General features: G+C 65.1%; 10 protein-coding genes. 8 read left to right on the top strand and 2 right to left on the bottom strand.

Translation table 11 applies throughout. The features are described 5' to 3' along the window. Positions 1 to 11 precede the first annotated feature (11 nt). A complete protein-coding gene (locus KIH45_RS04485) occupies positions 12 to 3,383 on the bottom strand; it encodes a transglutaminase family protein (RefSeq protein WP_213174816.1) in 3,372 nt (1,123 codons plus the stop codon). Between the two features lie 104 nt (positions 3,384 to 3,487). On the opposite strand from KIH45_RS04485, the gene KIH45_RS04480 reads away from it, so the two are divergent. Next, positions 3,488 to 7,075 (top strand): hydantoinase B/oxoprolinase family protein, encoded by a 3,588-nt coding sequence (locus tag KIH45_RS04480; protein WP_213174815.1) that lies wholly within the window; start codon positions 3,488 to 3,490, stop codon positions 7,073 to 7,075. 90 nt (positions 7,076 to 7,165) lie between these two features. Beyond that, complete coding sequence (locus KIH45_RS04475) at positions 7,166 to 7,888, top strand: NAD(P)H-dependent oxidoreductase (protein WP_213174814.1); 723 nt, start codon at positions 7,166 to 7,168, stop codon at positions 7,886 to 7,888. A 1-nt stretch (position 7,889) separates the two neighbouring features. Here KIH45_RS04475 and KIH45_RS04470 read toward each other — a convergent pair whose 3' ends face one another. Next, entirely contained in the window at positions 7,890 to 8,816 is a 927-nt protein-coding gene (locus tag KIH45_RS04470) for a LysR substrate-binding domain-containing protein (protein WP_213174813.1), read from the bottom strand. 127 nt (positions 8,817 to 8,943) lie between these two features. Between KIH45_RS04470 and KIH45_RS04465 the strand changes: the two genes are divergently transcribed. Genes KIH45_RS04465 through dmpG form a run of 6 tightly spaced genes read left to right on the top strand, consistent with a single transcriptional unit; the run spans position 8,944 to position 14,298 of the window. Beyond that, complete coding sequence (locus tag KIH45_RS04465) at positions 8,944 to 10,446, top strand: 2-hydroxymuconic semialdehyde dehydrogenase (protein WP_213174812.1); 1,503 nt, start codon at positions 8,944 to 8,946, stop codon at positions 10,444 to 10,446. Beyond that, a complete protein-coding gene (locus tag KIH45_RS04460) occupies positions 10,446 to 11,282 on the top strand; it encodes a fumarylacetoacetate hydrolase family protein (protein ID WP_213174811.1) in 837 nt (278 codons plus the stop codon). The genes KIH45_RS04465 and KIH45_RS04460 overlap by 1 nt, the downstream gene beginning before the upstream one ends. Then, complete coding sequence (locus tag KIH45_RS04455) at positions 11,275 to 12,060, top strand: 2-keto-4-pentenoate hydratase (protein ID WP_213174810.1); 786 nt, start codon at positions 11,275 to 11,277, stop codon at positions 12,058 to 12,060. Before KIH45_RS04460 ends, KIH45_RS04455 begins: the two co-directional genes overlap by 8 nt. Before the next feature lie 29 nt (positions 12,061 to 12,089). Beyond that, on the top strand, positions 12,090 to 12,305 hold the full coding sequence (locus KIH45_RS04450) for a tautomerase family protein (protein ID WP_213174809.1): 216 nt from the start codon (positions 12,090 to 12,092) through the stop codon (positions 12,303 to 12,305). Further along, a complete protein-coding gene (locus KIH45_RS04445) occupies positions 12,302 to 13,225 on the top strand; it encodes an acetaldehyde dehydrogenase (acetylating) (RefSeq protein WP_213174808.1) in 924 nt (307 codons plus the stop codon). The genes KIH45_RS04450 and KIH45_RS04445 overlap by 4 nt, the downstream gene beginning before the upstream one ends. Further along, positions 13,225 to 14,298, top strand: a complete 1,074-nt coding sequence (gene dmpG, locus KIH45_RS04440; protein ID WP_213174807.1) for a 4-hydroxy-2-oxovalerate aldolase — start codon at positions 13,225 to 13,227, stop codon at positions 14,296 to 14,298. Before KIH45_RS04445 ends, dmpG begins: the two co-directional genes overlap by 1 nt. Positions 14,299 to 14,307: the final 9 nt, after the last annotated feature.

Raw genomic sequence — 14,307 nt, 5'->3', positions numbered from 1 at the left:
GCGCGGCCCCTTTAGTGCAGTCCCGCCGGGCGGCGCAGGTCCAGCGTCATCGGAAATTCTCCCCCGTGTTCTTCAGGCGGCACGTCGACCTTGCCCGGCGTATGCCCGTGGTCCTGAAAGCGCGCCTTGCGGCGGCTCTCGGCCTCGTAACTGTTGACCGGAACATCATCATACGCGCGTCCACCCGGGTGTGCCACATGATAGACACAACCCCCCAGCGAGCGATTGTTCCACGTATCGAACACATCGAAGGTGAGCGGTGCATCAGCGCCGAGCAATGGATGGAGGCACGACGGCGGCGCCCATGCCTTGTACCGCACGCCGCCAACCGCCTCTCCGGGGCGGCCCGTGGGATGCATGGGAACGCGCCTGCCGTTGCAGCCGATGACGTGGCGGCCGGGGGTAAGCCCCTTGGCGCGGACCTGAAGCCGCTCAGTACTGGAATCGACATAACGCACCGTCCCGCCGATCGCGCCGGTTTCGCCCAGCACGTTCCACGGTTCCAGCGCGTGGCCGACTTCCAGAACCACGCCCCCTGCCTCGACAGTGCCGTGGGTGGGAAAGCGGAACTGGCGCTGGGCTTCAAACCACTGCGGGTCGAAGTCGTAGCCCGCGTGGCGAAGGTCGGACAGGACTTCGAGGAAATCGGTCCAGCAGTGGTGTTCGAGCAGGAACCTGTCATGCAGCGAAGTGCCCCAGCGCACGAGGGAGCCGTCCTGCGGCTCGCGCCAGAACCACGCCATCAGCGCGCGCAAAAGCAGCTGCTGCGCCACGCTCATCTTCGCGTCTGGCGGCATCTCGAAGCCGCGGAACTCGACAAGGCCGAGGCGGCCCGTCGGACCGTCGGGCGAATAGAGCTTGTCGATGCAGATCTCGGTGCGGTGGGTGTTGCCCGTCACGTCGACCAGCATGTTGCGGAAGAGCAGGTCCACGATCCACGGGAACTTCGGCGGCTCGCCCGGCGGGGGAACCTGCGCAAGCGCGATTTCCAGTTCGTAGAGACTGTCGTGCCGCGCCTCGTCGATGCGCGGGGCCTGGCTGGTCGGGCCGATGAACAGGCCTGAGAACAGGTAGGACAGCGACGGATGCCGCTGCCAGTAGAGGACGAACGACTTCAAAAGGTCCGGGCGGCGGATGAAGGGGCTGTCGGGGAACGTCGCCCCGCCCATGACGAGGTGGTTGCCCCCGCCAGTGCCGACCGAACGCCCGTCGACCATGAACTTGTCCGCCGTGAGCCCGACTTCGCGGGCGTCTTCGTAGAGGCCTTCGGTCACGTCGACCAGTTCGCGCCAAGATCCCGTCGGGTGGATGTTCACCTCGATCACGCCGGGGTCGGGCGTGACTTTGAGGACCTGCACGCGCGGGTCGGGCGGGGGCGGATAGCCCTCGATCCGCACTGGCATCTGCAGCTTTTCGGCCACGGCCTCGATCTCGGCGACGAGTTCGAGGAAATCCTCCATCGATTCCAGTGGCGGCACGAAGACCGACAGGTAGGTGCCGCGCGGCTCGACCGTCATCGCGGTGCGGACGGCGCCGGCGATGATCTCCTGCTCCACGCGGTCCTGATGCGCGGCGCCTGCGGTTTCCACGCGCTCGAAACGCTGGTCGCCGGTGCCCTCGGCCTTGCGCTCGATCTTTTCGGCCTCGGCCTTTTTGGCCTGCTGGCGGAAGTCCGAAAGCGGTTCCTCGGCATCGGTCGACACGCGCGGATGGATGTAGGGATAGTCGGACTTCGATACCCAGGGCAGCGAGCCGAGCGGCAGGCGATAACCCAGCGCGGAATCGCCGGGCACTGCGGTGAGCTTGCCCTTGCGGACAGTCCATTGCTCGGACTTCCAGCGCGGGCCGCGAGCTGGTTTGGCCTGCGGTTCCTGTCGCTGGATCGGCAGGACAAAGCCGACCGGCTTCGACAGCCCGCGAGTGAAGGTCCGCACGATGCGTTCGCGTTCTTCGGGATCGTCGATCTTGGGATCGCCCGGTTCGACGTTGACCGGCAGTTCGCCTTCGCGTTCGATCCACTTTTCGGGGTCTTCGAAGACGGGCTGGACAAAATCACCCTCGACGCCGAGCTGGCTCGCGGCTTCGGCAAGGAACTGGCCTGCCGATTCCGCATCGAGCGTGGGCTCCGCGTCCTCGTCGGGGTCCACCGCGATCAGGTCGGGGTTGGACCACAGCGGCTTGCCGTCCTTGCGCCAGTAGAGCGTGAAGCCCCAGCGCGGCAGGCTTTCGCCCGGATACCACTTGCCTTGTCCGTGGTGCAGCAACGCGCCCGGCGCGAACCGCGTGCGCAGTTTGCGGATCAGCTGGTCGGCATATTTGGCCTTCGTCGGGCCGACGGCATCGCCGTTCCATTCGCCAGCCTCAGGATCGTCGGCGGCAACGAATGTCGGCTCACCCCCCATCGTTAGGCGGCAGTCCTGCGCGACCAAGTCCTCGTCCACCTTGTCGCCCAGCGCCAGCAGCGCTTCCCAGCGGTTGTCGGTGAACGGCTTGGTAATGCGAACCGCCTCGTGGACGCGATCCACGCTCATCGAGAAATGGAAATCGACCTCGGCGGGTTCGGCAAGGCCGGTGATCGGCGCGGCGGAGCGGAAATGCGGCGCGGCGGCCAGCGGGATGTGCCCTTCGCCCGCGAACAGGCCCGATGTCGGGTCCAGCCCGATCCAGCCCGCACCGGGGACAAAAACCTCGCACCATGCGTGAAGGTCGGTGAAGTCCGCCTCGGGCCCCTTCGGCCCTTCGACCGGCTCAACATCGGCCTTCATCTGGATGAGATAGCCCGACACGAAGCGCGCGGCATAACCCAGACGGCGCAGCAGGTTGACCATCAGCCAGCCGGTATCGCGGCACGATCCGGTGCCCAGCGTCAGCGTTTCTTCCGGCGTCTGCACGCCCGGTTCCATGCGGACGACGTAGCCGATCTTCTGTTCCAGCGCCTGGTTGACCGCGACGAAGAAGTCGATCGTCCGGCCTTTCCAGCCGGAGAACTCGTTGACCAGCGTTTCGAAATGCTCACCCGCCGGTTCGGCGTCGAAATAGGAGGACAGCTCTTCCTTGAGGTCCGCGTCGTAGGAGAAGGGGACTTCCTCGGCGCTTTCCTCGACGAAGAAGTCGAAGGGGTTGATCACGGTCAGGTCCGCGATCAGGTCGACCTCTATCGAGAAATGCGTGACGCGTTCGGGAAAGACGATGCGCGCCAGCCAGTTGCCGTGCGGATCCTGCTGCCAGTTGAGGAAGTGGCCCGCCGGTTCGATCTTCAGCGAATAGTTGGGGACCGCGGTGCGGCTGTGCGGCGCGGGGCGCAATCGCACGACCTGCGGACCCAACTGGACCGGTCGATCGTAAGTGTAGCGGGTGGCGTGGTGTAAGGCTGCGCGGATCATGGCCCTGACTAACGCATGGTTGGTGCTGCAATGCAACATTCTTGCGTTTGCGATGGCGGTAAAGGCTGTGCCAAGCGGGCGCACAAGCGAATCGAAGGAATATAATGACGCAAGGCGGCTGGCACTTCTGGATCGACCGGGGCGGGACGTTCACCGACGTGGTGGCGCTGTCGCCGGACGGCGTGATCGAGACGCGCAAGTTGCTGTCCGAACATCCCGAGCGGTATCGCGATGCGGCGATACAGGGCATCCGAGATGTGCTGGGGGTGGAGACGGGGGCGGCCCTGCCGTCAGAGCGGATCGCAGCGGTGAAGATGGGCACGACGGTTGCGACGAACGCGCTGCTGGAACGTGCGGGCGAAAAGGTCGCGCTGGTCGTGACGCGCGGTTTCCGCGATGTTCTGCGCATCGGATACCAGAACCGCCCGCGTCTGTTCGACCGCCATATCGTCCTGCCTGACCGGCTGGAGTCCGTCGTGATCGAGGCGGACGAGCGCGTCGATGCGCAAGGCAATGTGCTGACGGCGCTGGACGAAGACGCGGTGCAGGCCGAATTGCGGGCTGCCCGCGAAGCAGGCTGCACAGCGGCAGCCATCGTCCTGATGCACGGCTATCGCCACACCGCGCACGAGGCGCGGATTGCCGAGATCGCAGCCGATGTCGGCTTCGCGCAAGTTTCTGCCAGTCACATGGTCAGCCCCGTCATGAAGATCGTCGGGCGCGGGGATACGACGCTGGTCGATGCGTACCTCTCGCCGGTGCTGGACCGCTATGTCGCGCAAGTCACTGGCGCGTTGGGCGAAGCGGTGCCGCTGGCCTTCATGCAGTCGAACGGCGGGCTGGCGGGTGCAGCGCAGTTTCGAGGGCGGGATGCGATCCTGTCGGGGCCGGCTGGCGGCATCGTCGGCATGGTCGAGACGGGGTACGAGGCAGGGTTCGACCGGCTCATCGGCTTCGACATGGGCGGGACCAGCACCGACGTGTCGCACTATGCCGGAGAGCTGGAGCGCGTGAACGAGACGGTGGTCGCAGGCGTAAGGCTGCGCGTCCCGATGCTGTCGATCGACACCATTGCGGCGGGCGGCGGGTCGATCTGCCGGTTCGACGGCACGCGCCTGCGTGTCGGGCCGGAATCTGCGGGCGCGGACCCGGGGCCTGCCTGCTATCGCCGGGGCGGGCCGCTGACGGTGACCGACTGCAACGTCATGCTGGGCAAGCTGCGCCCCGATTGCTTCCCCGCGCTGTTCGGGGACGACGGCGACCAGCCGCTCGACGCCGAAGTCGTGCGCATGAAATTCGCAGAGCTTGCCGACGAAGTCGCCGCAGCAGGCCTGCCGCGCAAGTCGGGCGAGGAACTGGCCGAGGGTTTCCTCGCCATCGCGGTCGATGCCATGGCCAATGCGATCAAGAAGATCTCTGTCGCGCAGGGGCACGACGTTTCGACTTACGCACTGTCGTGCTTCGGCGGAGCGGGCGGGCAGCATGCCTGTCTCGTCGCCGATGCGCTGGGCATGGATACGGTCTTGCTGCACCCGCTGGCGGGGCTCTTGTCGGCCTATGGCATCGGCCTTGCCGACCAGCGGATAGTCAAGCAGCAGGCCATCGAACAACGCGTCGACCTTGGCGGGCTGGACGCCGCGGGCGAGGCGATGGAAACCTTGCGCGCAGAAGCCGAGTGCGAAGTGGAAAGCCATGGCTTCGACACCGGCGCGATGCAGGTCAGGCGCAGGCTCATGGTCCGCTATCTCGGCACCGACACCGCGCTGGAAGTCGCATACGGCAGCGAGGCCGAAGTGCGCGCCGAGTTCGAGGCGCTCTACCGCCAGCGCTTCACTTTCGTCTCGAAAGCGCCGCTGGTGGTCGAGGCCGCGCAAGTCGAACTCGTCGTGCCGTCCAACCGCCCCTCGGCCAGCGGCGGGGCCGAGCATGAGCCGCAAGACCCGCGCAGCGTTCCGGTCTTCGCAGGCGGTGAGGATCGCGAGGCAAGCTTGTTGCCGCGCACCGCGCTCGGCATCGACCAGCCGCTTGCCGGTCCCGCGATCCTCTACGACGACACGGCGACCATTGTCGTCGAACCCGGCTGGCAGGCCCTGCGCCGCGCATCGGGCGATATCGTGCTGACCCGCGTGACCCCGCGTGAAAACGCCAGCATCGGCACCGCGCTCGACCCCGTGCGGCTGGAGATCTTCAACAACCTGTTCATGGCGATTGCCGAACAGATGGGACAGGCGTTGCAGAACACGGCGCTTTCGGTGAACATCAAGGAACGGCTCGATTTCTCCTGCGCACTGTTTGACGGTGGAGGCGCGCTGATCGCCAATGCGCCTCACATGCCGGTGCACTTGGGCTCGATGGGCGACAGCGTCCGCGCTGTTCGCGACAAGGCGCTGGAAACAGGCCGGCTTGCTGACGGCAATGCGTGGCTGGTCAACAACCCCTACTGCGGCGGAACGCACTTGCCCGACCTCACTGTGGTCATGCCGGTGTTCGAGCAAGGCGAGTGCCGCTTCTGGGTCGCGGCGCGCGGGCACCATGCCGATATCGGCGGCACCACGCCCGGATCGATGCCACCCGACAGCCGCACGCTGGACGAGGAAGGCGTGCTGTTTGACAGTTTCCTGCTGGTCGAAGGCGGCGAGCTGCGCGAAGACGCCTTGCGCGCCGAACTGGCGAAAGGTGCCTGGCCCGCCCGCGACCCCGACCGCAATGTCGGCGACCTTACCGCCCAGATTGCGGCCTGCGCGCGCGGGGCGGCGGACATCCACCGCATGGTGGTCGAGTTCGGATTGGACGTGGTCGAAGCCTATATGCACCACGTTCAGGCCAATGCAGCCGAAGCGGTGCGCCGCGTGCTCGACCGCTTGCCCGACGGCAGCTTCACCTATCCGCTCGACGACGGCACGCAGATTACCGCGAATATCGCCATCGACCGCGAGGCGCGCTCCGCCCGCATCGATTTCACCGGCACCAGCGCGCAGCAGCCCAACAATTTCAACGCGCCTCCTGCAATCTGCCGCGCCGCGACGCTGTATGTCATGCGCACGCTGATCGACGAGGACATCCCGATGAACGACGGGTGCCTCTGGCCGGTCGATCTGGTCATTCCCGAAGGCTCGATGCTAGCGCCGCACCATCCCGCCGCCGTGGTGGCGGGCAATGTCGAGACCAGTCAGGTCATTACCGACGCGCTCTACGGGGCCTGCGGGGCGCTGGCGGGCGCGCAGGGGACGATGAACAACTTCACGTTCGGCAATGCGCGCTACCAGTATTATGAGACGATCTGCGGCGGGTCGGGCGCGGGGTCGGACTTCGACGGGACGAGTGCGGTGCAGACGCACATGACCAATTCGCGCCTGACCGATCCCGAAGTGCTGGAATGGCGCTTTCCCGTCCTGCTTGAGGCGTTCTCGATCCGCGAAGGATCGGGCGGGGCAGGGCGTTACAGGGGCGGCGACGGCGTCGTGCGGCGCATCCGGTTCCTTGAGGACATGACCGCGACGATCCTGTCCAACCGCCGCGTCGTACCACCCTTCGGGCTCGAGGGCGGCGAGGCGGGGGCTCTGGGCCTCAACCGCGTGGAGCGCACTGACGGCAGCACGCTGACGGTCCCCTCGACCGGGAGTGTCGAGATGACGCCGGGCGACGTCTTCGTCATAGAAACACCCGGCGGCGGCGGGTTCGGCAAGGCTTAGCGATACCTGTCCGGTATAGTCCGGCTACCGGCAAAGTAATTGCCGTATCACCCCGCGCACCCTAGCCCACGGGCAAAGGGAGACCGAAGGATGACTGAGACCACCGGCAGACGCGCATTGCTTGTCCATGCCCATTCCGAAAGCGACTCCTTCGTCGCCGCCATGCGCGACACGATCGCGGGCGCGCTGACGGACGAGGGGTGGGAGATCGACCATTCCGACCTCTACGCGATGGGCTTCAACCCTGTCCTGTCGCCTGACGATTTTACCGAGCGGCGCGACAGCGATCACCTGACTTACGCGCTGGAACAGCGGCACGGGTATGAGAGCGGAACGCTGGCGCCCGACATCATGGCCGAAATCGCCAAGGTGCAGGCAGCCGAGCTGATCGTCTTCACCTTTCCGGTGTTCTGGTTCTCGGTCCCCGCGATCCTCAAGGGCTGGATCGACCGCACCTTCGTCTCGGGCCTCTTCTATCGCGGGCGGGGTATTTACGGGCAGGGCGGCATGACCGGAAAGCGCGCCTTTGCCGCCTTCAGCCTTGGTGGGCGCGAGCATATGTTTGGCCCCGGATCGATCCACGGAGAGCTGGAAACCGGGATGCTGCGCCACTTCCTTCAGGGCAGTCTCGGCTATGTCGGGATGGACGTGATCGAGCCTTTCGCCGCCTATCACACGCCCTACCTGCCGCTGGAGGACCGGACTGCCGCGCTCGAAGCCTTGCGCGAACAGGTCCGCGATCTGGACAGCCGCGCGGTGCTGCCGATGCCGGACCTTGGCCAGTTCGACAAAACGTTCGCGCCGATCGGCTGAGCTAGCGGATTTCGGCGGGAAGCGTCGTCTTGTCGCAGTCGCGCGCGACTTGCAGGAACGCCTCGGTCAGCGGCGTATCGTCATCCTCGCGCCAGATCATGCAGAGGTCGAAGCGGACTTTCTGCTCTTCCTCGAACGTCAGATAGCGCACCCCCGGCAGGCGCAGGTTCTGCGCGCCTTCGACGACGAAGCAGATGCCCAGCCCGCTCGACACCATGGCAATCGCGGTGATCGCATTGTCGACGTTCTGCACGACATTGGGCTGGATGCCGCGTTCGTTCAGCATGCGGATCGTGAAGGCGGTAAAACCACCGGGCTTCTCGACGCGCGGATAGAAGATGAACGGCTCGTTCGCGATGTCGCTGAACCGGATGGCCGCCTTGTTCGCCAGCGGGTGTGCGGCAGGAACGGCCACCATCATCGCCTCGTTATGGAGCGGCTCCCACGTCAGGCCCGGCTCGTCCTCGAAGAAGCGGTTGAGACCGACCGCGATGCGGCGTTCGCGCAGCGCCTCGATCTGGCTTTCGCGGTCCATGTTGTGGAGCACGACTTCGACCTTGGGGTAAAGTTCGCGGAAGTCCTTGATGATCTTGGGCACGGTGTCGAGCACGGCCGACCCGAATACCCCTACGTCGAGCCGCCCCATCTGCCCTTCGCCGGTCAGCTTCGCGCGCTGGGCCGCGCGGTCGATCAGGTCGAGGATGTTCTGCGCATCGACGAAGAACGCCGCGCCCGCAGGTGTCGTTTCCACGCCCCTGCTGCGGCGGATGAGCAGTTCTGCGCCGATGGCCTCTTCCAGTTGCTGGATCTGGCGCGTCAGCGGCGGCTGCGAGATGTGGACGGCCTGCGCCGCGGCGCGAAAGCTGCCGTTGCGAACGACCGCGACGAAATAGCGCAACTGGCGGATATCGATGTTCGAAGCGCTCATCCAAGCGATACCTTTCCCGTAATGCAGGACCCAAATATTGATATTGGACGGCAATTGGCAAGCCCTTTAGGCAATACCCAACAGCCAAGCCCGTCACGAAACAGGGCGGGCAGGGAAGGGAAAGCTGATGAAGGACGCATCCGTGATCGACAGGCCGGCCAACGCCGATGTGACGACGTTCCGTCACTTCATCGACGGCGCCATGGCCCTAAGCGCCGATGGCAAGACTTTCGAAAAGCGCCGCCCTTTCGACAACTCGCTCGTCGGCAATGTCTGCGAGGCAGGCCGTAACGAAGTCGACGCCGCGGTAAAGGCCGCCAAGGCCGCGCTGAAGGGCCCCTGGGCCGGCGTCTCGGTCGAGGAACGCTCCGACATGATGCGCGCCGTCGCCGACGGCATCGACAAGCGCTTCGACGACTTCGTCGAGGCCGAGTTCAACGATACCGGCCAGCCGCGCTCGATGATGAGCCACGCCTTCGTTCCGCGCGGTGCTGCTAACTTCAAGTCGTTCGCCGATGTCGTGAAGTCGGTGGCGGGCGAGGCTTTCCAGACCCCGACGCCCGATGGCGCGGGCGCGATCAACTATTCCATCCGCAAGCCCAAGGGCGTGATCGGCGTGATCAGCCCGTGGAACGCACCTTTCCTGCTGATGACGTGGAAAGTCGCCCCGGCACTTGCCTGCGGCAATACCGTCGTCGTCAAGCCGAGCGAGGAAACGCCGGGCACCGCGACGCTGCTGGGCGAAGTGATGAACGACGTCGGCATCCCCAAGGGCGTCTATAACGTCGTCCACGGCTTCGGTCCCGACAGCGCGGGCGCGTTCCTGACCGAGCACCCCGACGTCGATGCCATCACCTTCACCGGCGAAACTCGCACCGGCACCGCGATCATGAAGGCCGCCGCCGTCGGCACCCGCGACGTTTCCTTCGAGATGGGCGGCAAGAACAGCGCGCTGGTCTTTGCCGATGCCGATCTCGACAAGGTGGTCGAGGGGCTGACCCGTTCGATCTTCCTCAACTGCGGCCAGGTCTGCCTGGGTACTGAACGCGTTCTGGTCGAGCGTCCGGTCTTCGACGAAGTCGTCGCCCGCATGAAGGCGGCCGCCGAAAGCCTGCGTCCCGGCCACCCTGAGGACAAGGGCACGAACTTCGGCCCGCTGATCAGCCAGGAACACCGCCAGAAGGTGCTGTCCTACTACGCCAAGGCAGAAGCCGAGGGCGCGACTATTGTGACCGGCGGCGGCGTTCCGGACTTGCCGGGCGAGCTTGCCAACGGTTCGTGGGTCCAGCCCACGATCTGGACCGGCCTTGCCGACGATGCCTCCCCCGTTCGCGAGGAAATCTTCGGCCCGTGCTGCCACATCCGCCCCTTCGACACCGAGGAAGAGGCAATCGCCATAGCCAACAACACCGAATACGGCCTTGCCACCAGCATCTGGACCGAAAACCTGTCGCGCGCGCACCGCGTGGCAGGCCAAGTCGATGTCGGCATCACCTGGGTCAATTCGTGGTTCCTGCGCGACCTGCGCACCCCGTTCGGCGGTTCCAAGCAATCCGGTATCGGCCGCGAAGGCGGGGTCCACAGCCTCGAATTCTACACCGAACTGCGCAACATCTGTGTGAAGCTCTGATGGCACTCGACCAGACAACGATCGAACGCGCGGGCGACGAACTGCTCGACGCATATCGCGGCAACACTACCGTCGCCCCGCTTCGCGACCGGTACGAAGGCATCGACATCGTCGACGCCTACCGGATCCAGGAGCATTTCATGAACCGGCGCTATGCCGCCGGTGAACGGATCGTCGGCAAGAAGATCGGCGTGACCAGCAAGGCCGTGCAGGAAATGATCGGGGTCTTCGAACCCGATTTCGGCCAGCTGACCGACATCATGCAGATCGAGAACGGCGGCACTGCCGATCTCGACAAGCTGATCCAGCCCAAGGCCGAGGCGGAGATCGCTTTCGTGCTGAAGGAAGATCTCGTCGGTCCGGGCATCACTGCCACCGACGTCATCCGCGCGACCGATCACGTGCGCGCCTGTTTCGAGATCGTCGACAGCCGCATCGACAACTGGGATATCCGCATTCAGGACACGGTTGCCGACAATGCATCGTGCGGCGTCTTCGTGCTGGGCGAAGACAAGATCGATCCCCGCGACGTCGACCTGACTCTGGCGGGGCTTCTGGTGGAAAAGGACGGTGAACCGGTTGCGACCGGCGTTGGTGCCGCAGTTCAGGGCTCTCCTCCCAACGCCGTCGCGTGGCTTGCGAATACGCTCGGCCGGCTTGGTATGCCGTTCCGCGCGGGCGAAATCATTCTTTCCGGTTCGCTCGCGCCCCTTATCCCGGTTGCCCATGGCGACCGGCTGGCCGCCTACATCGGCGGCATCGGAACCTGCGAAGTAAGCTTCGCCAATGGCGGCGCCGCCGCGCTTTTCAGAACGCAGGAGGCCGCCGATGCTTGATGCAGCCGTTCTCGACGAAATGGCCGATATCGTGGCTGAGGCGCAGGCTGCGCCGCACACGATTGCCAAGCTGACCGAAAAGCACCCGGGCATGACCATCGACGATGGCTATGCGGTGCAGGATCGCCTGCTGGCCCGCTGGGAAGCCGATGGCCGCAGCCTGATCGGGCTGAAGGCGGGCCTGACGTCCAAGGCCAAGATGGAACAGATGGGCGTCAACGAGCCGAGCTTTGCGATGCTCATGCGCGACATGCAGGACCCGGAAGGCTCCACGATCCCGACCGACAAGCTGATCCACCCGCGTGTCGAGGCCGAGATCGCCTTCGTCATGAAAGACGAGCTTTCGGGCGAGAACGTCACGATCGACGAGATCCTCGATGCCACCGATTACGTTCAGCCCGCTCTGGAAGTGCTGGACAGCCGGTTCGAGAAATTCAAGTTCGACCTCGAAAGCGTGATTGCCGACAATGCGTCGTCTGCGCGCTTCGTGATGGGCGGGCGTCCGCGCCGTCCGCGCGATCTTGATCTGCGCACGATCGGCCTGGTCATGGAAATCGACGGCGAGATCGTCGCCACCGCATCTTCGGGCGCAGTGCTGGGCCATCCGGCGCGTTCGATCCAGATGCTGGTGACCTGGCTCCATGGCCGTGGTCGTACGCTTCCGGCCGGAAGTATCGTGCTGACCGGCGGCGCGACCGAGGCCATCGCGGTGAAGACCGGCAATGCCGTTTTCGCCCGTTTCCAGGACATGGGGGAAATCAGTGTCCGGATCGGCTGACATCATGACGCAGCGGGGGAGGGGCTGAGATGCCGATCATCAATGTCGTTCTCGGTGAAGGCCGCACGTGCGAGCAGAAGCGCGAGCTTTGCCGCCAGCTGACCGAAGCCGCCGTCCGTTCGGTTCTCGTGAGGCCCGAACAGGTCCGCGTCGTGATCCAGGAAACGAAGCTCGAACATTACGCGGTCGGCGGCATGACGTTTGCCGAACGCGAGGAAGTCGCCCTGAAGGGACAGGAAGCATGACGAAAGTTAAGTGCGCCATCATCGGTCCGGGCAATATCGGGACCGACCTGCTCTACAAGCTGCTGCGCTCCGACGTGCTGGAGCCGGTGTGGATGGTCGGCGTCGATCCGACGTCCGAAGGGCTTGCCCGCGCGAAAGAGCTTGGCCTCAAGACGACCGATCAGGGTGTCGACGGGCTGGTCCCGCACGTTCTGGAAGACGGCGTGCAGATCGCCTTCGACGCGACCTCGGCCTATGTCCATGCCGACAACAGCCGCAAGCTGAACGCGCTTGGCGTGCTGATGATCGACCTGACGCCTGCCGCGATCGGCCCGCTTTGCGTGCCGCCGGTAAACCTTGCGCGCCTTGCCGGCGAGAAGGTGATGAACGTCAACATGGTGACGTGCGCAGGGCAGGCGACGATCCCGATGGTGAACGCCGTCAGCCGCGTCCAGCCGGTCGACTATGCCGAGATCATCGCGACGGTCGCCTCGCTCTCCATCGGGCCGGGCACACGCAAGAACATCGACGAGTTCACCCGCACGACATCGAACGCGGTCGCCAAGGTCGGCGGCGCAGGGCGCGGCAAGGCCATCGTGGTCGTTAACCCTGCCGAACCGCCGCTGATGATGCGCGACACCGTCTATTGCGAAACCGCAGACGAACCGGACCGCGAAGCGATCACGGATTCGGTCCATGCGATGATTAAGGAAGTGCAGAAGTACGTGCCGGGCTATCGCCTGAAGAACGGACCGACGTTCGACGGCCGCAAGGTCGCGATCTTCCTCGAGGTCGAAGGGCTGGGCGACTTCCTGCCCAAGTATGCCGGTAACCTCGACATCATGACGGCCGCTGGCGCGCGCACGGCGGAAATGTTCGCCCGCGAGATCCTCGACGGCACGATCACGCTTACTCCCATTCCGGCAGAGGAGGCCGCGTGATGACGACCCTCTATTCGCAAGTCGCGGGCAAGAACGTGAAGCTTCACGACATGTCGCTGCGCGACGGCATGCACTCGATGCGGCACCAGATCCCCGTCGACAAGATGGTCGCGATCGCCAAGGGGCTCGATGCCGCAGGCGTCCCGCTGATCCAGGTCACGCATGGCGACGGGCTTGGCGGGTCCTCGCTCAACTATGGCCGGGGCTTGCATACCGACGAGGAATACCTGCGCGCCGTCGTGCCCGAGATGAAGAACGCGGTGATCTCGGTCCTTCACGTTCCGGGGATCGGCACGCTGGACGAACTGCGCATGGCCGCCGATTGCGGCGCGGGCTGCGTCCACGTCGCCACCCACTGCACCGAGGCGGACGTTTCGGAACAGCACATCGGGCTTGGCCGCGAACTGGGTCTCGACACCGTCGGCTTCCTGATGATGGCGCACATGACCCCGCCCGAGGCGCTGGTCGAACAGGCGCTGCTGATGGAAAGCTATGGCGCGGAGACGATCTACTGCGTCGACAGCGCAGGCTACATGCTGCCGGACGAGGTTACCAACCGCATTACCCTGCTGCGCGATGCGCTGAAGGATGAGACCGGCATCGGCTTCCACGGCCACCACAACCTCGGCATGGGCGTTGCCAACTCGCTGGCCGCCATCGCCGCCGGTGCGACGCGTATCGACGGCAGTGCCGCAGGGTTCGGCGCAGGCGCAGGCAATACGCCGCTGGAGGTCTTTGCCGCCGTGCTCGAACGCATGGACGTGAAGACCGGTGTCGACACCTTCGCGCTGATGGACGTGGCCGAAGACCTCGTCCTGCCGATGATGCCCAAGCCGCCGCGCGCGGACCGGGATTCGCTGACGCTGGGCTATGCGGGCGTCTATTCCACGTTCCTCTACAACGCGAAGCAGTTTGCCGAGAAATACGGCGTTCCGGCGCGCGATATCCTTGTCGAACTGGGCCGCAAGCGCATGATCGGCGGACAAGAGGACATGATCGAGGATACGGCATTGACGATGGCGCGCGAACGCGGATTGATCGGCCATAATTCCACCTCGAAAGTGGACGCATAAGAACGAGAT

It is taken from the genome of Croceicoccus gelatinilyticus (assembly GCF_018398395.1).
Lineage (GTDB): Bacteria > Pseudomonadota > Alphaproteobacteria > Sphingomonadales > Sphingomonadaceae > Croceicoccus > Croceicoccus gelatinilyticus.
The sequence above is the reverse complement of the archived record's forward strand: the minus strand, read 5'-3'. Positions and strand labels throughout refer to the sequence as shown.